This is a genomic window from Legionella jordanis, from assembly GCF_900637635.1.
GTDB classification, from domain to species: Bacteria; Pseudomonadota; Gammaproteobacteria; order Legionellales; family Legionellaceae; genus Tatlockia; species Tatlockia jordanis.
Map to the genome: position 1 here is coordinate 1061129 of NZ_LR134383.1, position 20226 is coordinate 1081354.

Below are 20226 nucleotides of genomic sequence, written 5' to 3' on the forward strand. Positions count from 1 at the left end.
AAAACCATTAACAAAATATTAATTAAATTTAGCTGAGAGTTTCTTATAATCCACTCTGATTAGGGTATTTTTACCTAAGTTTTATCATGCCAGTTGGACCGAGGAGTTCTTCATGAAAAGATCAAGATTTCCAGCCAGCCAAATCCCATTAATTTAAAAGAAGCTGAAGGCGCTTAATTTGCCTAATTCAAATTGCAAGGAGACTTGCCGCCTTTTATCCGGGTCTTGGTTTTCTGGGCCTGCCATCAATCCAACCGGGGATTGGGCCTCCCAAACGACCGCCGCTTACCTTTTCCAGGTCTTTAGGATTAACCTTATCCTCTTTATTTGGGGTTCTAGGTTGCTTTTCTTTCTTGTCTTGCTTGCTCATCGTTCCTACCTCCAGATTCTAACAAAGCTCACCGTTCTTATAGTTGACACACCCGTGCGCCTATTTTCAGTGCTGTTTTATCCCTGGGGCAGGGTCTGCAACTTTCTTTAAGTATAGTTAGTTTGGATAACTAATGAACATATGATGTGGATGAGGAAGTGCCCCACTGGATTTGCAAGGATCCCTTAATTACTTTGATAATCCGAGCTTTGTTAATTTACAGTTTAATGATAGAAATTAAGCCTCTATTTGCGCTCTTCATTGTATTTATAAAAGTACAAAAAAGTCCTCATGACTATAGGTCGACCATTCACCGTCGAAGGGTTTATCAGCAATTCATCTGCTAAATTTATAACATAGTAAATACTATTTCTCATCAACAAGGCCTGAAATGAACCCAGCAATTCCTAAGCAATTAGTTCCTTTAATTACCGAACTGAGAGCATTAAAAATTTTTGAACAGGATAGCGCCTCTAATGTTGCGCAAGTTTCAAAGATTTTGAAGCCTTGGGTGAGCACAGATGAATGGTTAGAGGAACAGTATCTGAGCGTGGATTTGGACAAAGGCTATACTTCATGGTTACTGCATGAAGAAGCAGACCATTCCTTAGCCGTGAATTTACTCGCTTGGCAGCCCAGTCGAGAAATCACACCACATGATCACAAAACGTGGGGAGTTGTTGGTTGCGTCAGAGGGATTGAAGAGAATTATTTTTGGACTCGTTTGGATGATGGTACAAAACCAGGCTATGCAAAGATCAAACGGGGAGGTGCTCCGCTTCGGTGTCGTCCTGGAGACATCATTACTTTGGCAGAGGATGATATTCATAGTGTCATCAATGTTTCTAATTCAGTCGCAATTTCTCTGCATGTATATGGGAAAAATTTAAATTACACGAGGCGACATCAATACGATCCTGTGAATGATAAAATAGAAGAATTCCTTGTTGATTTCAATTAGAGGAAGAATGCGCCATTAAATGGCGCATTGAAGGTTAGTTACAGATTCCATTTAACACACAATTTTTAAGATCAGTAGCAAACTTAAAGTTATTGTTTTGATCATAAGTTACTTCCCAGTTAAACACACCACCAATTGCCCCATAAGCACGTGGGGGAACATAGGTATCACAGCTTGTGCTGCTTTTTGTAGCAGTTCTTAAACATTGAATTGCTCGTTTAATGATGGCAGTTGGTTTTACAGGTAATCCATCGCTGTTGCCGTTCGCGTTGGGAGCTGGGTACCCTAATACGACTTGGCTTGGTTGCAAATGGCTGATGTAGGGTTGAAAACCGGTTGCTTGACCATTAACCGTTGCAGGCCAGTTTTCTAATAAATCAGTCGCCATGGCTACACTGAAATTCGGCGTGTTGCTTGTATCAGCATGACACAGCAAATCAATGCCAAACGCACATCCGGTATTGTATAACTGGATTCCCACCCAAGCTAAAGAGTCATGGGTTTGCAGAATTAATGACGCATAATTCCCCCAAGTTTGATCAAATCCAGAGGTGGCAGCAATATTGGCTACTTGAGGGGTGAGGGTAATTAATAAATTAGGATTTTGTTGATGCATGCTATTGATGATATTTGCTAAAACAGCAATATCACCTTGAGGCTGAGAGAAGGTACCACCGCCATTGATTCCATGCTCAATATCAATGTCAAATCCATCAAAACCATACTGAGCGATCAATCCATTGAGTGAATTAATGAAGGTTTGCTGGAAGGCTGCTGGAGAACTGGCAGCACTTAAGACTTGATGAAAATCCACAGTAGTCTCAGGAATACTGGTTAAGGCGCCGCCTAATGACAGTATGACTTTGATACCGGCATTGTGTAGGGATTGAATGTATTCTTTGGTCACTGTGTCAAATGCAGAAACTAATACACCCGGTGTGGTGGTGCTGAACACAGCAAAAGCAACCATCACATGAGTGTATCCTGCATTCGCTAAAGATTGTGCAGAAGGAGGTGTTTTCCATCCTGGAACATACGTAATGATTCGTCCTTTGGCTTCTGCAATTTGAGTTAAGGTGATTGTTTCCACCGCATTTGCTGTAGCAGTTAATGGTTGAGGTGAGAAACCAACGCTATAACCTGGAACATTTTCAGCTGAAATCGTATAAATGACGCCTTCAGTTAAATTGATAACCGCTGAACCAGAACCATTACTTAAATTAATGGTTTGTACCACAGGTGCAGTATTATCATTCGGTGTTAGAGTGACCGTTAATGAAGCCAACGTCGCAGGTGCACCTTGTAAATTAAACGTTGCGGCTGTTTGTGCGACTTGCTGACAACTGTAGGTTAAATTAACTACAGGTGTGTTTGTGGCACTCGCAACCACGTTAGCGGGTATCAAGGTGGGATTACATTTAACGTTATTATGATTGATGACTGCTGTTGTCAGACCATAAGTACTACCGTCTTTTAAATTAGAAACGGTCGTCGTACTATCCCAGGTAACGGCTTTAGACGTACTCGAGCCTGTGCCGCTTTGAGTCAACACTACTGTTGGATTGCCAGTGTATCCTGCAAGCTCATTTGGTAATGCTTGCGTTTGAATATTGATTTTTCCGGTATTGGGAATCGCGGTATAAACAATAACCGAGTTCGCCGTTTGATTTTCCAATATTTGCACTGTTTGTGGGACAGCAGAACCTTGAAATGTCGTTCCTACAGTATCAGTGATACTTTCTGGAGAAATGGTGTACGTGCCTGTTGCAAGCCCATTAACATTTAAAGTCGCCCCCCAGCCTAATTGCACATCCTGAATGGGTTGTCCATTCATTGCAAGATGGATGAGTGCATAATTTTGAGTTACATTTGCTGGTTTTGAACTGTTGTTTTTTAAGTTAAGAATGCCTGTACTAGGGGTTGAACCTAAATAAACTTTCGTACTGCCGTCGACGTGATCATCGGCAGGAGCACCATACATAAGGGTAATGGATTTTCCTGAGGGAAGCATCGTTGTGGATCCGTCCCAACTGGGAAAGTGTAAATTCAGGGTGGCTAAAAAATTGCTCCCAGAGGGTTGTGAACTGATTGCTAATGCATTATCAGGATAAGGAAGCGGATCAAAATTACCCCAAAATGAAGTATTTATATTGCTTGTATTATCAAAGGTAATGGTAGCATTTTGAAAATCGACGGCCTGGCCACAATTATTGGTTAATTTTAGGCTTATGTCTTTCCAATGTTCATTTCCTGTAGCAGAAAATTGACTAGCTATACATGTTGTAGGTTGAGCTACGGCGGGTGCAGCAGAGGTATCCATTGATACCCATGCCAAAATAGAACAGGCACTAAGAAGCAAGTATTTTTTCATTAGAACTCCTTTCCTTGTTATTTTAAAAATGTGAAGACTAAAAAACCATCGAGTGAACCGACGCAGTAGAAGAGATTTAACGAATAAATCTATTCTTGAATTAGTGCAGGATAAATATTTTCTAAAAGATAATCGGATTAATAACAAGTATTGTTGAAACTATTTCCATATTAATTTGTCAACAGAACCATAAAACATAACGCAGAAATGCCTTGGGTTCAAATGATTATTAATGGCGTGCGAGTGATAAATCAATTCATAGAGATTCATTTGCATGAACATTGTTCCTTTTTTATCTGTAAGGCCAGTACTGAATGCATAACAGATTTTGTGGACACTCGGGTTTAACGCCTGCTATTGCTGAAATTAAAGGAAGTACTGAAAGCCTGATTGCTATCTCCCCTTGTCCAGATTGCCTGCCTTTTAAATATTTTTCCTTGATACATCTTTCAGATTGCATGACATTTTGTTTTCAATTTAAATAAATAGTATAATTGTCTACCAAGTAGATCGCGGAAATATTCATCTCAATGAACACTATAAAATTTTTTGCTGAAGAGGCCATTGTAAAGAGTTTTACTTTAGGTGGTTTATGCAGTTTTTATCAATTTATGTACCAGGACATTAGAATTTTGTTGTTCGGTGAAATTCATGACACCATGAGTAAAGAATTGGCTGAGGAATATATCCAACTTTTAAATGAATACATAAACAATTCCCCAAACGTTAAAATTTTCCTGGAAAGCATAGAGGGCGAGGAAAAGAATAATTCAGACCATTTAAGCTTTATAGATAGTATTTTATTCCTTAATTCTCCCAATCTAACCGTGATACCCGCAGATAAGCGTCAATATAATGAGGCGTTTACTGATGTGTTTCTTTTTCTTAGAACCCTATCGGAGTTACCGCCTTCTAATTCTTCCTATTTTGACAACCCCAAGTTCACAGATTTTCTCCTGGATATAGCTGAAGATTATAATAGAACGTTTACTTTCCCAGATTTATTTAATTTATTAAATTCAGAAATAGGCAGATTAAGTCAGTTAGGGAAAGAAATTGACCCAAGTCATTTACACTTAGGTTCTTACATACAATCATGTATTAACAATCTCGTTAAAGCACTGGCTCTCGCGAAGGATTTGGAAAAGGAATGCTGTATGCCTATCACTGATGGAGAACATAAACCATCGGGTTCAATACTAGATATTTGCATTGAAAAAATGGGGCAGGCGAGATCATTTGAAATAATAGTCAAATGGCTGGAAATTTATTACTTGTATGAAATTTATCATTTTGATGCGACATTAGTGATGGATGTATGGCAAATCCTCCAACATGAAAAGCCTGGCAATACCACATTGATTGTTGTTAGCGGGGATACTCATACAGAGCATTTAGCTCATTTACTAACGTTGATTTCAACACCAATTAATTCGATGAGGCCGGGGCAACAAGGCCATCGAATATCACCAGACACTCTGAAGGACTTTTTAACTGGTGCCTGGTCAATGGAAAATATAAAACGATACATCTAACAATAGATTACAACTTCTGAATGTAAAACCTCTATACAGCTCATAAGAAGTATAGGATCTTGTTTCATGAGCCTTGGTGCTGACTCTGTTTGATTTAGACCGGTTCTTTGTTTATAGTTGTGGTTTTTACCTTCACCTCGGAGAAAAAAAATGCAAGAAAAATTTGAATATACTACTCCTCCTTCATCGCCGAGAACATTAGAAGAACAAAGATTAAGACGGGAAACTAATGGAATTTTCGCCCCTGCCGCACCTGGGTTTTTTGATAAGACAAGAAAAAAACTTGTTGAAGACTATGTACGGGAAGGACTTGAGAAATTTGATGCGCAACAAAGCCAAGATGACGAAGCAATAGTTGCAATGGAAATTGATCGGATTGGGCCTCGATAATTACTTGGTCATGCAGCAGGAATAAGCTTCACTACCCATCCCATTCGCTTGAGAATGTTAGTTCAATGGAGGCTGTACTCGTTGCTGAAGTCCTGCGTCCATCTTGCCTTGTTTAGGCATTCCACCCAGCAGTTAATTGCGAATGGAATGGATGAAGAAGCTAAAAGAGCACTGAATGCCTGATTAATCTTGGAATGAATCTACTTTGTTTCTTAAATTGGGTTTGAAAAGGGTGGGTTTTCGTACTTTGCGCAAGTAGGGGTGTCTTTCTGAAGGCGTCTTCCTAAGCTCATAGGAAGGCGCCTATTGAGTAGTCTAAGTGCTCTATTCTTCTATCAAAAAGAAACATTAAAAATCTCGTGTTTTATAATCAACAAGCATGGATCCAACTAAATTCTCTGAAGTAGGACTGTTGCGTTGCAATTTTGCTTTAAAAAATCCTTGGCTTGTTAATGATATTCCAACATTAGCAGGCTGTTTCGTGGGCATAGGCTCACTTCCTGGGTTACTCTTATCCTCCACTTCAAGCTCATTCTTCCTCGCTGAACGATTAGCGATTTCGGAATTGCTTGTTTTCTGTTGCCTTTTTTTACAGTGTAATTGTTCCCTTAAAAAGTCAGCCAGTTCATTTTGACCAGTCGAAACTGCTTTATTATAGGCAATCCTTAGGATTTTTTTATGGTGGCCATTTGCAGGAAGCCCACATAAATATTGTGCAATTAGGGGTTTTTTAAATTTCACTGCCAGGATAAGCCCTTGCTCAATGTCTCTTTGATTGAATACATGCATTTTATTAATGCATAAGTAATCAACAATCCCTAATTTTCCACTTTTTACACTGAGAAGATAAGCTTGCTTTATAACCGATTTGGCTGGTGGATTTTGTTCAAAACGACAGAGGGTATTAAAGAGTTCTACTTGCCCGTTCTTGGCAGTCAGATACATGGCTTGTCTAATCACATGCTGAGAAGGAGTATTTTTATTGGCTATGGCAGAAAAAAACTCAACTAGGGTTAGCTGTCCTGTTTTTACAGCAGTCATAAAACCTTGATTCACTAAGGATTGATCAGGCGGATAAATGGATGAGTATAAATAGCTAATAATTTCCTGATGCCCATTACTAATTGCCTGCACCACGGCTTTTTCAATAATTGGCCGAGGCAATTGTTCAGCTGCATCGTGGAGGCATTCAACCATTGGTAAATGGCCTGACTTACATGCCTTTACAAAAGCCCGATGGAACGCACTGGAGACAGGGATATGTGTTGATAAAGTGCAAAATCGTTTTGTTGCGACCACTTGCATGGTCTCGGCTGCACGGCTAAAAGCTTTTTCAATAGTGACGCGTGAGGGAGAATGGTTTTCCGAATCCGCAAGAAATAGGGCAATATCCCAAAATTCCAGCTTGACTGCCGAATCAAACAATTTATTTATAACCGATTGACTTGGAATTTTGCCGGAAAAATTATAGAAATATTCAACCACATTAAGCTTGTTATTTTTAATTGCTTGTTTAAGAATTTTGACCACTTCACCAGTGGTTGGTTCATAACCATAGGTATCCGAAAGGCTTTTTATGATATTGACCTGGCCATGTTCCGTTGCTTTCAATATAAGTGCTTCAATGTCTACTTCACTCAATTGAACTTTAGTCTGGCAGATGATCCTATCCACAAATTTCCATTGGTTATATTCTGCGGCTTTACTCATTGCTTCCACCACAGTTTCTGGTGCAACCTGATCGTTCAAAAAATCAAGCAAACCTAGGTTTCCATGTTTTGCGGCTTTAAGAAAAAGTGTTTTGCCTTCATATTCTTTTTCTGCCCAATTAAGCCGGAGGACTGGGTAATTTTCCAGCTTTCTAATGATTTGTTTTCTTATCGGGTCATTGTCGATAACCGCAAGAAGTTCAATAAGAAAACGTTCGTATTCACTGACTCCATGTTCTGTCACTACAGGAGGAAAGGATAACGATTCGATAAAGGCATCCAAATCAAAATTTTCTCCACAATAAGAAAGATTCATTTCAGCAATCCTTGCCTGCAAGGCATATTTGTGATTGAGATTGAATTTCTCTTGAGGTGAAATGAGATCAAGTACGGCCAGTTTTCGCGTTGCATCTACCCACAGGTCTTCAATAATATGATAGTTGTGGCTGTTGAACGGCGTTTTGTAGGCTTGTTCAATTATACATTCATGTACTTGCTTTTTTATTTTCTCACTTTGCTCGAAAAGCATCCTCTTGCAAGCTGGGAATTTTCTTAAATGACGCACTAATCTGTCATCTTCCAGCAGAAGTGGATGGTGCACGAGATTATCAATGATTGCTTGGAATACGAGTTGTGCGAGAGGATTGTTTTTCTTCGGGAGAATTGAGAATAATGCCATTAGTTGAAAAAGAATTTCTGACTCAGAAGTATACTTTTCAGTGATTTGATGTATAAATCCGGTAATGTTTTTTTCATTGATGTATTCAGAAAGTTTGGGTTTGTAAGGTAATAGATAAAATACCGCACCTTCATTCTTAGACAGCAGTTGTTGTGCCGTAGCTTCATCGATCAACGCCGCTAAACTCTCTAGGATCTGGGGAGAGGATATATGGGCGATTGTATTGATAAGAGCAGGAATTTCCTGAGTTACAATTTCCGGTTGATTTAATGTGTGCTTTAAGGTTTCTATCCAGGTTAAATTTTTGTGTTCTACTGAAGTGATTACAGCTGAAGATAAGAAAGGCAGGCCAAACAGTTCATGCAAGGCCAAAAAATTCGCTGTGGTCAATGAAAACTCTAAAGGACACCGTTTAGCCGGAACACTATCAAGTTCATTCTCGCTCAAAAAGCCATTCAGTGCATAGTGCTGGAATCCTCGTTCATCACTACCTGTTTGCTGGGCTGCTTCTATAAGTTCTTTGGCTTCTGGGAAACGGTTAAGCAGAGCATATAAATGAAACACTTCACTGTCTTCTGAGTGCAGGGTAAATAAGTGGTATTTAAGAAAATCATGAAGTAAGTAGGTTTGAAGAATTTGTTTTGTACTGACTTGACGCTGTAATAGCCAGAGTATCAACGCAGCAATCTGTTCTGTGTCGCTAAGCCACTCTCGGCATAAGGCAATGATCCCTAGGGGATTTTGTTGATTGCTTAACTGTTTGCTTAAGTGAGCCAAATGCTTTTCAACTCGCCTAACGGCTTCATCACGACTTTGCTCGCATACCTCAAGCTTTACACGAATTTGAATTTCAGGATGATTTTGAAATAAGCTCTCATTTTCATGATAAAAAGAAAGTGCACTTCCCCTGTCTTCTTTTAACAAAGCAGTAAATAAATCATTTAATTTAACATTGAGATGGACCAATCCTTTTTGCGTGTTGGCCAACATGTATTTTAATGTGACTAAAAATAATGAGCTTTCAGGATCCTCAAGGAATTGTTTGCCGCAAAAATCAAGATAATCTATAAATTCAATATGTTTTTCCAGCTGATTTTGAGCATCGCGTACTTCAAGGCCATTAAATTTGGCTAGCCGGACTTCACTTAAAAGGATACGGTTTATTGTTTTTGCTTGCGCGTGTTCTGCTTCGAGAAGGTCTTTCGATAAGCGCTGATTAGTAAAATTAAATGATTGTTCATCTTCATGAAACCAGTTAAATAGGTCGCCAATGATCATCTTTTGAGCCGAGAGGACAACGTGAGGATAAGATGTACCACAAATGAGCTCGGGTCAAGAATAATTCCAAATAAAATCAATGCCTAAATTGGACTATTCTTAAATTGAAGCTTTTTTATAGGATAAAACCATGAACAAGTCACCCAAGGGACTTTCTAAAAATAAAAATAAGAAATCCATTAAAAATGAGGATCTAAAGAATATTTCCGGAGGCAGGGTTCGTTTTCCCGAGAGCCCAGCTGAGCCGGATGAGATTCGCCGTATACTTGATGAGCGTCGTTAAACCATTAAGAGTGATAATACCTAGGCACCTGAATGCCTATCCTGGGATACTATTGTACAAGACCAGATTTTTCAGTCAGTATGGTCTAAGGCGTCTGCACATGAGAAAATCTTTAGTCCATTGAGCTATGCTTATAGTACTTCCTTGGTAAAGGATAAATCATGAAAAAGTCTGTTAACTTCCCCGCAAATAATAAAAAATGGAAAAATGCTGTAAATAAAGAGGATTTAAAACATATTTCTGGGGGCCGTCTTAGTGATCCATTAAAACCACCCGTTATCACAGAGACTCCGCCTGATATCAATCCTCGGAAAATCTAGAAGGCTGGATTGCTTTAATCAAAAGCCAGCAAGAGTTTGCGACAAGTACGGTGTTGCTTGCTGTTACGTATAGGCTTAAGATTTATTTCTCGCAAGACCCACTTATTTTCAAAATGTGTGATGAAAGGCTCTTAAAGTATCTCCTCCTCCTTGCAGCTGATAGAGTTTAGGATTTGATTGCATCGTGGTAGGAGAGAATGTTTGATGCAAACCGGTTTTTTTATAAATGACCTTGTTGTCTGGAATTGAATTAAAGAATTATTCATAGGAAATATTGGTTATCGTTAAAAGACTTTCTATGTTGCTGATTTTTAAGGATATGCAGTCACCAACTCGAGCTTTCAATAATTTTTTTGCCAAAGGGGAGACCCAACTTATTTTCCCGGCTTTAATGTCTGCTTCATCCAGGCCGACAATTTTGACGGAATGACATTCGCCATTTTCATTGATGTATTGGACTGTGGCCCCAAAAAATACTTGAGTCAGGCCAATTTGAAGTTTAGGGTCGACTACTTCAGCAGTTTCCAATCGTTTTATCAAATAGCGAATGCGTCTATCAATTTCACGTAGACGTTTTTTTCCATAAATGTAATCCCCATTTTCAGAGCGATCACCATTACTTGCTGCCCAGCTGACTACTTTTACAACCTCAGGTCTTTCAGTATTAACTAAATTGCGTAATTCCGTCTGCAGCATTGCAAAACCAGTAGGAGTCATATAATTTTTTATACTTGGCAACTCTAATTCAGGGCGCTCTGGTTCAATATAGTCATCATCTTCTTTGGTAAAAGCCTTACTCATCGCCAATTCCTATAGCCTACTGGTGTGACATGTTACTTAAATTATATCACTCCTTATAAACAGCCAAGACCTATCTCTGTAATATTAAGTAGTATTTAAGCACTAAATCTTAGTTGCTTTAATAGGCTTGTCCACATAGAATTTGAACCCGGTTGTTGCTTTGCGTCCATCCGTTTTGCTTGCTGAAGGAGGCAAGACTAGGGATAGCATCATGCCACCTCAGACAGTCCTTAGTCGTGATTCTCTGAGTGATGATGTGAATCCTCTTCATAATTAAAAAAGGATAACAAATTAATATGGATGTTAGTTTTAAAAAATTTCTGGTTTCCGCATTCATTGTTTTGACTCTCTCGAATTTTGGATTTGCCAACCAAATCAGTTTTTTTGCTTCTGGCGGTCCTAATTTTTCAAATCTCAAAAATAACCGATTGGTTGCAATCGATGAGGTGCTTACCAATGCCTATTACAGCCAAAACCAAACCAACACGGAGTTTTTTGGGGCTGTAGGAGCAAGTCATACTTTTGAAAATACTGTCTTTTCTTCTTTTAAATTATCCCTGGGTGTAGCCGGTTATTTTTTTCGATTGGGTGATGTTAAGGGAACAGAATACCCATTTGTTAATGAAGGCCTCTTCGATACCCTTCGTTATGGATTTCATGCAAGAAGCAATTCATTGATGGTCGAAGCCAAAGCAATTTACTCTGCTTTTGCATTAAAACCTTATGCCCTGATTGGGGTTGGCCCAAGCTGGAATAAATTTTATGATTATCATGAGGAACCAAACGATTCTTCTTTGAGTGCATCTCCAGCAATGCCCTTTACTGATCGCACCAAACAAACTGTTTCCTATGAATTAGGCGCAGGACTTCAATACTTGCTCTGGGATGATCAACAGCGACAGGTTCAATATCATGCCTCTGCGGGGTATCAATATTTCAATTTAGATACAGCGACCTTAGGTCCATCAGCGGCACAAACATCATCAGCTCGCCTCAAGGTAAAAAATCTCTATACACAGGCAGTTATATTTACTCTAGCTGTTTCCTTTGGCCAATAAGGATGAATCCATTCATGAAAAGATATATTTTATTGCCAGTCTACTGTTGCCTACTCTCGTTGACGACAACAATGCAAGCGGCATCCATTATTGAGATTACTCCAAGCAGTTCTAGCCCCATTGCCATCTCGGCTACAGGGTCTACTTATCTAACGTATAATGCGAGAAATAACACTTCAAAAGTGTTAAATGGAATTACTATAGAACCTGGTTATGGAATTACAGGCAATGCACTGCAAGCCTCATTAATCAGCAATACCTGTTCCATTTTAGCTGCGGGTGCAAGTTGCTCATTTATAGTGTCCTTACAAGGGACAGGGCAAAACTCACAATCAATGCTAACGCCACGAATTTGTGCGTTTAAAGGTGCAACCTGCTCTGTACCTGTATTGGGCAATCGCGTTCTGGTTGTTGCAAGCAGAACGCTGCCAAGCAGTAAATTCCCGCTTCCTTACGCGGGTACGTTTTACCCAATCTACAATTCAGGGCCAGGCCAATGGCTGCCGCCCAATCAGCCCCCGATTCCTCCCTTTAATCGTGTTAGCGCTATTTTTATAGCTTTTGCCCATGCCTATGCGCAGCAAAATGGAGCGATATTGACTTATGAACGAGGACAACCTGAGGAACCAGCACGCCAATCTTTATTAGTAAAAACAGCCCGCGCGGCAAACCCCAACATAAAAATTTTGATCTCTTTAGGTTGGAACCAGGATGATTGGACGGCTATTAATAAGGATTACGTAAATCACGCGAACATTTTTGTTCCCAGTGTGATTCAATTTATTCGTGCCAATAATCTCGACGGCTTTGATATAGATGATGAAAGCGTAGGTGGGACCAGTGGTTCTATTCCCCAAGCCAACTTTGATGGTGTGATTGCCAATTTAAGAAATGCCTTAAACTATGCTTCACTGCAAGATGGTAGACCTTATTATTTAACCATTACTCCTGCAGGAAATAATGATGAGCCAGGCGGTATCGGAGATACACAAATAGATGCAGTGAATGCCAAAAATTTTGATTTAATCAATGTACAAACTTATTTTAATGGTGGCGATTGGGGTATTGCCTTTGCTAATCAGCTTTTAGCTATTGGGTATCCTAAAACGCAAATCGCTCATGGAATTGATGTGCAAGAGAGTAACTGTGATCCGGATTTCCCACCTTATATTGGCTTTGCTGGGCTTTTTAACTGGAACATGACTAAAGACAGTACCTGTAGTAATTATGCTAATACAATTATTATTGCCAATTTGGTCGGCTATTATGGGGCATTTAGGTAATTATTCACAGATTACTTCATGCGAACTATGGTTCAGTTCGCATGTTTAAGAAGGTCAAGGATGCTTCCAGTTAACTCCTAATATAAACTCATCCTTATGGAGTGCAGTTGGTTCCTGTATCGGGCAGTTCGTCACGACGAGTTTTAATGAGTTTTTCAAGAGCGTCAATCGAGCTTGTTTTTAGACGTAAAAGTTGTGTTGTAATGCCTTGCCCTTTTTTTAATACATGATAAGCAGGACTGGCCTCAATCTCAGTGATTTTCTTTTCCAAATCCTCTCTAGTATTGCAGTTTTCTAATTGGGTTTTAAAATCTAACAGGATACTTGTCTTTAAGGCATCCCCCATGACACCTTTGTATTTTGCTTTTAAGTCATGAACCTTATGGAAATCTCCTTTAACCTCCAAATTATCAAGCGATACAGGGGAAGCATGTTTGCGGCTATTACCATCTAAAGAACTATGTCGGTAAAGATTTTTTAGCTCGTTTTTTAATTCGGTAACTTTTTTAATCATTAGATTTTGGTAAGAGGAATTAACATCAACCTTTTGTTTGTTTTGAGAAAAGTGGATGCCATTCGGTCTTTGGACAAGAGTAATCCCTGTAACTTCATCTAAAAAATAGTGGTCTGTACCATTGGTCCCTTTATAGTTGATTTTTACTGCGGATGTAGCTTGATGGCTTGAAACATTGACCGCCTTGAATGTGGCTTTATATTCCCTGGTCATTGCCTCTGCATAATCATGTGGAACAGTTATTGTTTGCCTATTTTGACTAAAATGATGGCCGCCATCTGGCCTCACAACCAAGGTCACCCCGGTATTTTTGTCTAAATAGTAATGATCACGATTACGAGAATTGACTCCATTATCCATTAAATTAGGACGTTGTACGGGATAGGTTCCGTTTCCCTTGTATATTGTATTGAATTCCCTTGTCATTGCGTCTGCATAATCAGGTGAAACGTTTATTGTTCGCCTATTTTGACTAAAATGATGGCCGCCATCGGGTCTTACTACCAAGGTCACCCCTGTATTGCTGTCTAAATAGTAATGATCTCTGGTTCGCGGATTGATGCCTTTATCAATCAAATTGGGGCGCTGTGGATGAGAAGGAAGCGAGCTGTTATTCGTCGTAGTTGAGCCATGGGGAAACTCCCAACCGTTACCGGGTTTCAATTTAGGCTCCATCGTAGCATGCGATAAGTTTACAGCCCCTCTTAAGTTCTTATAAGCTTCCCAGGGATCTTCAAAAGCTACGGTTTTTCCTTGGAGACGTAACAGGCGATTTGCCTCTTCCAAAATAATAATTCCCAACATATTTTCGCCAGTTCCATTGACGCCTGCACCCCAATTATCATCCCATTGGCTAATTTCTACTGGAAAAATCCCTTCTTCAGCACAAGTCATGGCAGTTCTTCTTAAATCCTCATGTTGCCGTAATTTAAGTGCAACCACCGTACGCATAAAATTGATAGTGGCTTTTTTACCTGTAGGGTTATGTATTACATGAAAATCAGCATCGCAAAGCGCATCGAATTGATGTTTATGGTTGAGTTTATCTCCGTTCGGCTGACGAAGCCCGGCATCACTTAGAGGTGTAAGAAATGTATTCACCATTGCATCGTAATGTTCGCGGGGCTTATAGACCCCTTGATGTGCTTCAATTTGATTTAACATCTCGGTTAGCAAGGGTTGCGCAGCATGGGAAGAGTGCAGTTTATTTTTTAAATAAAGAATTTTTTGCGCATGAAAAGCATGTTCAGACGAAGGCCACTGAAAAACTCGCTGGGCACCATCCACCATAAGCGTTTGCCTGATAGGCTTATGACCAGGGCCTGTAGTGTTTGCAAAAGCACCGTAGGGTTCAATATCTGTATATTTAAAAGGAGCAATTTTTATCTGCCCTTGTTTTAAAAAAGGTAAAGGCATAGTTTCACCACTAAATCCCAATAAAATATAATAATAGACTAAATAGATTAAGGTATTATTAGATGTTATGCCTTCATTAACACTTACTGGTAAAAATTATTCCGCAGGAATCCTCAATAGCCCAATTAATGCAAAAACACCGAGATGGAAGAGCCAATTGTAGCGAATATTTCCATTGCACTGACAGGTGCAAGTGGTTATAACTGTTATTGTCAAGATACATTGGGCCCTTAATAATACTTTATTTTTTGCTGAAACCAGGCGAGAACAAAACTATCAGACGTAGAAGCAGAACTTCGTTCAAATAAATTGAAAAAATAATAAGAGGGTGAATAGTACTTTATTTTCCTCGATAAACGAGGTTGCAGTAAGGCCTAGGAGTTTCTCGTTAACAATAAAACCGATTGTCGCTAACTAAAAGGAAAAATGGTTTCTATATTCTTCCATTTGGCATGCTTCTTTGAACATTCTTGTTGCATCTGATGCATCAATCTGACTTAATTTTCTTAATAATTTCCAGGAAGGCTCTTCAACCATTGACAGCGTATCATTAGTGTCGTGACCATCATGGTTACGAACCAGCGAGTGCACCACGGTGACACATAAGCGAATAAGCATCAAATCAAATAACACTTCAACTTCATCTTCTTGCAACGGGTAAATAGCATGATAATGTTCAATAATAGCAGCAGCCGCCTGCAAGGGATCCTTTTTTCCCATGACAGCGTGGGTGACCGCAATGGCTAGTTCGCAAATGGTGGCACTCTCAATCATATCCCCAAAATCGATAAATCCTGAAATTCGCGGCAGACCTGAGGAGCGTGAAACCAGAACATTCCAGGGGTTTGCATCATTATGAATAATGCTTGAGCGTAACTTTGCTAATTTGGGTTGCACTGCATCTATAAAGTGATTATATACATTTTCTATAAGCGTTTTATCCGTTTCATTTCCAATCTTAGATAGGTGCCCACCGATTAGGTTTGCTTGTAATAAATCCCATGAAAATGTACGTTTGGCTGAGGCATGCTGGAATTTATCGAGAGCTAAGCTTAGCTGGCCCAGCTTTTCTCCAAAGTCGGAAAGCAAATCAAGAGATTCTCCGAGTTCCTCAGCCAATAATTGATCTTCTATATAAGTGAACAATCTAGCGTAACGGTATTCTGCGTTATCCGAATTCAATAAAAGAATAAAATCACCGGATGTGGTTTTCTGGGGTTCTGGCACTTTAAAGTATCTATTAGAATTCAGCTGCAGGAGTGCGGTATTTTGCATCTCAAGAGTTAATTTGGGTTCGTCTGGATGAGAGATTTTAAAGAGAAACTGTCTCTTATCATCACCTGTTAAATGGAAATTAACATCATGACCTCCAGGTAGCTTTGTGACGGATACCTTAAGGCAATAATGGTTTAAAACAATTTCTTCAATGTCTGCTGTTAAGAAATCGCCCATTTACATCCACCTTAAGATATTAAGTTTCACTAACTAATTCAGAATTGCCTGAAAATTCTGATTTACGATACTTCGGATGGACTTTCACATGCCAGAGTGGCAGCATCATAATCAGTGGAATTAAACAGCAAATGAACAAGGTGAGAAAGAAATTATCCCAGCCGTAATTTTTGATTATTGCGCCTAAAGGAGCCCCAGCCAGAACAGCACCTAAGCAATAAGCAAAAAATCCAGCAAAGCCAGTTGCGGTTGCCGCTGCTTTTTTATGTGTTAACTCCGCACACGCCATACCAATCATCATTTGTGGCCCAAAGATGAAAAAGCCAAAGAAAAAGAGAAATAAAGAATCGAGGAATGGTGTGTATCCCTTAGTCAAGGTAAACAGTAACAAAGTGGCCAATACACCTGCAGTAAAGAGAATGTTGATGGGATTGCGTTTACCTTGAAATATTTTATCAGAAGACCAGCCGGCAACCAGATTCCCAAAAAAACCACCCACTTCAAACCATATGACGCAACTGCCTGCTGTAATTAAGGAATATTCCTTCGCTTCGGTTAGATACAGCATGCTCCAATCATTAATGGCTGTGCGGACAATATAAATAAATAAATAAGAAACAGACAGGATCCAAATATATTGATTACTTAAAACATAATTCCAAAGAATTTCTTTGATTGAGAGCTCTGTTTTTTCCTGGTGGTGATGTGCTGCACCGGAAAAATCTTCCCGATATTGCTCTATCGCAGGTAAACCAAGCGACTGTGGTGTATCTCTTAAGCGGTTGATTAAAAAAATACCGCCTAAAATGCAGATGATCCCAGGTACGAACATGGCTGAACGCCAGCCGAAATACTGCGCGCACATGGCAACGATCAATGGAATTAATGCACCACCAACGTTATGGGATGTATTCCAAATACTCCACCAGCGGCCCCGTTCGGATTGAGAATACCAATGCGTTAATAATTTAGTACACCCAGGCCATCCCCAGCCTTGAAACCAGCCATTTAAGCCCCAAAAAATAGCAAATAGCCACCAGGTGGAAGACAATCCAAACAAAATATTAGCCACACCTGTCAAAATAAGCCCAATGGCCATTAAATATCGGGGATTGGACTTATCGCCAAGAATTCCACTCAGAAATTTGCTAATGCCATAACTTAAGCTCAAAATGCTGGCGATCATCCCCAGTTCTGTTTTAGTCATCCCTAAGGTGCTTTGCAGTGCAGGCATCACGAAGGTAAAACTTTTTCGCGTGAAATAAAACAAAGCATACCCAATGTACATTGCATAAAAGGTGCGGATACGCCAATAACGATATTGCCGCTTAACAATGGTTTTATCCTGAATTTCATTAAGATAGGGGGCAGGTTTTAGAAAATTCAAAAATGCCATGATTGTCCATCATCATCATGATAAAAAAACAAGATTAGAATGTAACGCGCAGAGTATGTCAAATCTTTCTATTCAAAATTTAACGGAATCACGCCTATTGAAAATTTATTAAAAATTTAAATGGAAATCTTTTGTAATTATAAATAAGCTACACAATTTGTATTAAAAAGGGATTTGTTGTAATGAAAGAAATTGTTAGTTTGTTAGAACAAGATCAAATCGATACTGATATTCATAAACGCCGTGATGTCTTAATGGTTTTAAGAAGAAAATTTCGTACCCAAAAAAACTGGATTATTGCTTCTTTCAACCAATACCAATTTACTGAATTTGAATCGCAAATAGTCCAACAGGCGATTCTAAATGGGGATCTTCGAATAACCGATCTTCTAAAACGTCCGTTTTCCCATTATGTATGGAGTTTCCTTACCTTTAAGTGGGGAGAGATCATCTCCGGAGGAAAAAGATTATCCAAGCAAGAGGTTTTACAAATCGCTACCTGCTCCAGTAATGGTCAGGAATTTTCAAGAACCCCCATCCAAAATAGAAATAGGCTGATAAAAGGCGTGCCCTTAGTCATTGGCAAAGTCGTCACCTCCATGGCGCTTTGCATGGTATTTTGCCTTGGTTTACTAAGTACTTTAGGAGCGCCTTTTGCATTTTGTCTCGCCTTAGCGATCATACTGTCCTTGTGTAACGGGATCGTTTGTTTATTAAGCCGTGGGAAAGCCATGCTGGATAGTGCTGGCTTTCAACCCAAAAAACAGAAAACGTTTAAAACCCTTGAAGAAAACATACAACCAAAAACGGTGCTTGATAGGGGGGAGAAACTATTTTTTGGTATTGTGACCTTGTTGGCATGCATTTCTGCGGGCATTTCTGGATATTCGGGTCTCGTAGGGCTTCTCACCTTCTTAGGAATTGGTATGCTCGCCTCTAACCCTCTGGTGTTGATAGTCACGATAGGGTTATCTGTGATTACAGCCATTTCTTTTTATTCGTTTCAAGCGGTAGGGATACGAGAAAATTACGCAAAATTCAAAAGTCTTTTCATTGAAGATTATAAAAAACCCTATGGTCTTTTGCGATGTGTCTTATTAGGAGTAGTAAGCACTGTCTTTTTAGCTGTTTATGCGACGCTAACCTGGTTCACCTCTGTATCAGGGGTTAATAAGCTGTTCAATGCTTTAGGTGCGAATTCTGATACCTTTTTGGCACATGTTATTTCTATGATATGTACTACGACAACCATGGTTGTTAATACTTTTTCACAAGTATATAAAGTCTTTAACCCGAAAACTTACGTCGATTTAAAAGAAAAATTTGCATCCATACATCAACCTCCAAAAGACTGCCAAACAAGAGCACAAAAGATAAAGTATGGGGCCATCAATATCCTTAAATTATGTGCTTTGATAGGTGATTCTCTTGCTTATTCGGTTGCTGGCGGGATCCGAAGCGGAATTCATGTTGGTGGGACGCTGGGGGAGGCAATAGGGGCAAAACTTGCATTGACCATTACCATGGCAATCTTGTCCCCAGTCATATTAGTATTTGTATCGATAGCTTTTACCTGGCCTTCTGTTTTTCACAGAAAAAAATCGACTGAAGATTCTTCAGAGATGGCAAAGCCGTTGATAGAAAAAAGCAATCAAAGCCATACTCGCGATGGATTGCAAAATTCGCCATTGCCAGCATCAGAAGAATCGTTCAAACCCTATCACTCCAAACGAGCGGGGCTAAGATTTTTTGATACAGGTGAAGACGGTAATAGTCCTACTTTGAAATCCTCGCCATATACGTGTGAAGACAGTGATAGCCCTACTTCAGAAAGAGGAATGGGTTTAAAATATTCGTCATAAATGCTCTGATAGAGGCAGGCAATTCATTGCTCTGGCATGGGAGTCCATGAAGATCTAAGTCGTTCTCACCTGGATTGTCCTGCCTATCCATCATTTACGTGCACTTGATTAGCCTTAAGGCTTTTCAGTTGACGACACTAACCGGCGGGTGGATTTCAATTGGCTTCATAGTAATAACTGGCGAATACAAAAGTAACAAAGGTCTTTCTGGAATATTTGTTATCGTTGGTATTATAAGGCTGGAGTTTAATTTCCAGATTATACTGTGAACTAATCGGCAGTTTCTTTAACGCATCGATTGCCACATGCTGTAGAAATGCATTTATGACCACTGCCACAATCATCATCTTTAGTACATTGGTCCCAGCACGATGTGCAATCCTTAGGACAATTATTTGCAAGGACTTGCAATTGGGAGGGCGTTACAGAGTTCATGGAATTTTTTATTGCTGCAAAGGCCTGCAGATTAAATCCGATACTGAGGAAAAATAAAACCACAGCATGTGATGTTTTCATCATTTCATCCCCCTAAAAGCCGGTCATTGTAA

At 39.5% G+C, this 20226-nt stretch carries 16 protein-coding genes; 8 read left to right on the forward strand and 8 right to left on the reverse strand.

Annotated features, from left to right (window positions below; all coding sequences use genetic code 11):
* Positions 1-214: 214 nt before the first annotated feature.
* Positions 215-370 carry a hypothetical protein gene (locus EL203_RS14315; RefSeq protein WP_156413816.1) on the reverse strand — a complete coding sequence of 52 codons (156 nt, stop codon included), beginning with the start codon at positions 368-370 and terminating at the stop codon, positions 215-217.
* Positions 371-761: 391 nt separating this feature from the next.
* Between EL203_RS14315 and EL203_RS04885 the strand changes: the two genes are divergently transcribed.
* Positions 762-1331 (forward strand): cysteine dioxygenase family protein, encoded by a 570-nt coding sequence (locus EL203_RS04885; protein ID WP_058470243.1) that lies wholly within the window; start codon positions 762-764, stop codon positions 1329-1331.
* Positions 1332-1365: 34 nt separating this feature from the next.
* On the opposite strand, the gene EL203_RS04890 is transcribed toward EL203_RS04885, so the two are convergent.
* Positions 1366-3702: a glycosyl hydrolase family 18 protein gene (locus EL203_RS04890; protein WP_058470242.1), complete on the reverse strand. Its 2337-nt coding sequence runs from the start codon at positions 3700-3702 to the stop codon at positions 1366-1368.
* Positions 3703-4232: 530 nt separating this feature from the next.
* On the opposite strand from EL203_RS04890, the gene EL203_RS04895 reads away from it, so the two are divergent.
* Positions 4233-5237 carry a hypothetical protein gene (locus EL203_RS04895; protein ID WP_058470241.1) on the forward strand — a complete coding sequence of 335 codons (1005 nt, stop codon included), beginning with the start codon at positions 4233-4235 and terminating at the stop codon, positions 5235-5237.
* A 150-nt stretch (positions 5238-5387) separates the two neighbouring features.
* On the forward strand, positions 5388-5627 hold the full coding sequence (locus tag EL203_RS04900; RefSeq protein WP_058470240.1) for a hypothetical protein: 240 nt from the start codon (positions 5388-5390) through the stop codon (positions 5625-5627).
* A 348-nt stretch (positions 5628-5975) separates the two neighbouring features.
* Here EL203_RS04900 and EL203_RS04905 read toward each other — a convergent pair whose 3' ends face one another.
* Positions 5976-9293, reverse strand: a complete 3318-nt coding sequence (locus EL203_RS04905) for a hypothetical protein (protein WP_058470239.1) — start codon at positions 9291-9293, stop codon at positions 5976-5978.
* 130 nt (positions 9294-9423) lie between these two features.
* On the opposite strand from EL203_RS04905, the gene EL203_RS14320 reads away from it, so the two are divergent.
* Positions 9424-9576 carry a hypothetical protein gene (locus EL203_RS14320; RefSeq protein ID WP_156413815.1) on the forward strand — a complete coding sequence of 51 codons (153 nt, stop codon included), beginning with the start codon at positions 9424-9426 and terminating at the stop codon, positions 9574-9576.
* Between the two features lie 161 nt (positions 9577-9737).
* On the forward strand, positions 9738-9896 hold the full coding sequence (locus tag EL203_RS14325; protein WP_156413814.1) for a hypothetical protein: 159 nt from the start codon (positions 9738-9740) through the stop codon (positions 9894-9896).
* A gap of 258 nt (positions 9897-10154) precedes the next feature.
* Here the strand turns inward: EL203_RS14325 and greB are convergent, their stop codons facing one another.
* Positions 10155-10697 carry a transcription elongation factor GreB gene (greB, locus tag EL203_RS04910; RefSeq protein WP_058470238.1) on the reverse strand — a complete coding sequence of 181 codons (543 nt, stop codon included), beginning with the start codon at positions 10695-10697 and terminating at the stop codon, positions 10155-10157.
* A gap of 296 nt (positions 10698-10993) precedes the next feature.
* On the opposite strand from greB, the gene EL203_RS04915 reads away from it, so the two are divergent.
* Together EL203_RS04915 and EL203_RS04920 are read left to right on the forward strand one after the other, a co-directional pair.
* Positions 10994-11755 (forward strand): hypothetical protein, encoded by a 762-nt coding sequence (locus EL203_RS04915; protein WP_058470237.1) that lies wholly within the window; start codon positions 10994-10996, stop codon positions 11753-11755.
* 14 nt (positions 11756-11769) lie between these two features.
* The gene (locus EL203_RS04920; RefSeq protein WP_122224893.1) at positions 11770-13038 is read left to right on the forward strand and encodes a glycoside hydrolase family 18 protein; all 1269 of its coding nucleotides are present in this window, start codon (positions 11770-11772) and stop codon (positions 13036-13038) included.
* A gap of 94 nt (positions 13039-13132) precedes the next feature.
* On the opposite strand, the gene EL203_RS04925 is transcribed toward EL203_RS04920, so the two are convergent.
* The 3 genes from EL203_RS04925 to pgtP all read right to left on the reverse strand — a co-directional run bounded on the left by EL203_RS04925 (position 13133) and on the right by pgtP (position 17816).
* Entirely contained in the window at positions 13133-14968 is a 1836-nt protein-coding gene (locus EL203_RS04925; protein WP_058470235.1) for a hypothetical protein, read from the reverse strand.
* Positions 14969-15382: 414 nt separating this feature from the next.
* Positions 15383-16420, reverse strand: coding sequence for a phosphotransferase (locus EL203_RS04930; RefSeq protein ID WP_058470234.1), 1038 nt, complete (start codon positions 16418-16420; stop codon positions 15383-15385).
* A gap of 19 nt (positions 16421-16439) precedes the next feature.
* Entirely contained in the window at positions 16440-17816 is a 1377-nt protein-coding gene (gene pgtP / locus EL203_RS04935; RefSeq protein WP_058470233.1) for a phosphoglycerate transporter protein PgtP, read from the reverse strand.
* 182 nt (positions 17817-17998) lie between these two features.
* On the opposite strand from pgtP, the gene EL203_RS04940 reads away from it, so the two are divergent.
* The gene (locus EL203_RS04940) at positions 17999-19678 is read left to right on the forward strand and encodes a hypothetical protein (protein ID WP_058470232.1); all 1680 of its coding nucleotides are present in this window, start codon (positions 17999-18001) and stop codon (positions 19676-19678) included.
* Positions 19679-19833: 155 nt separating this feature from the next.
* Here the strand turns inward: EL203_RS04940 and EL203_RS14565 are convergent, their stop codons facing one another.
* Positions 19834-20025: a hypothetical protein gene (locus EL203_RS14565; RefSeq protein WP_058470231.1), complete on the reverse strand. Its 192-nt coding sequence runs from the start codon at positions 20023-20025 to the stop codon at positions 19834-19836.
* Positions 20026-20226: the final 201 nt, after the last annotated feature.

Coding starts and splice junctions, on each gene's coding strand:
- EL203_RS14315 (WP_156413816.1), bottom strand. CDS start 370: ATGAGCAAGCAAGACAAGAAAGAAAAGCAACCTAGAACCCCAAATAAA.
- greB (WP_058470238.1), bottom strand. CDS start 10,697: ATGAGTAAGGCTTTTACCAAAGAAGATGATGACTATATTGAACCAGAG.
- EL203_RS04905 (WP_058470239.1), bottom strand. CDS start 9,293: ATGATCATTGGCGACCTATTTAACTGGTTTCATGAAGATGAACAATCA.
- EL203_RS14325 (WP_156413814.1), top strand. CDS start 9,738: ATGAAAAAGTCTGTTAACTTCCCCGCAAATAATAAAAAATGGAAAAAT.
- EL203_RS14320 (WP_156413815.1), top strand. CDS start 9,424: ATGAACAAGTCACCCAAGGGACTTTCTAAAAATAAAAATAAGAAATCC.
- EL203_RS04925 (WP_058470235.1), bottom strand. CDS start 14,968: ATGCCTTTACCTTTTTTAAAACAAGGGCAGATAAAAATTGCTCCTTTT.
- EL203_RS04900 (WP_058470240.1), top strand. CDS start 5,388: ATGCAAGAAAAATTTGAATATACTACTCCTCCTTCATCGCCGAGAACA.
- EL203_RS04885 (WP_058470243.1), top strand. CDS start 762: ATGAACCCAGCAATTCCTAAGCAATTAGTTCCTTTAATTACCGAACTG.
- EL203_RS14565 (WP_058470231.1), bottom strand. CDS start 20,025: ATGATGATTGTGGCAGTGGTCATAAATGCATTTCTACAGCATGTGGCA.
- EL203_RS04920 (WP_122224893.1), top strand. CDS start 11,770: ATGAAAAGATATATTTTATTGCCAGTCTACTGTTGCCTACTCTCGTTG.
- pgtP (WP_058470233.1), bottom strand. CDS start 17,816: ATGGCATTTTTGAATTTTCTAAAACCTGCCCCCTATCTTAATGAAATT.
- EL203_RS04895 (WP_058470241.1), top strand. CDS start 4,233: ATGAACACTATAAAATTTTTTGCTGAAGAGGCCATTGTAAAGAGTTTT.
- EL203_RS04890 (WP_058470242.1), bottom strand. CDS start 3,702: ATGAAAAAATACTTGCTTCTTAGTGCCTGTTCTATTTTGGCATGGGTA.
- EL203_RS04940 (WP_058470232.1), top strand. CDS start 17,999: ATGAAAGAAATTGTTAGTTTGTTAGAACAAGATCAAATCGATACTGAT.
- EL203_RS04915 (WP_058470237.1), top strand. CDS start 10,994: ATGGATGTTAGTTTTAAAAAATTTCTGGTTTCCGCATTCATTGTTTTG.
- EL203_RS04930 (WP_058470234.1), bottom strand. CDS start 16,420: ATGGGCGATTTCTTAACAGCAGACATTGAAGAAATTGTTTTAAACCAT.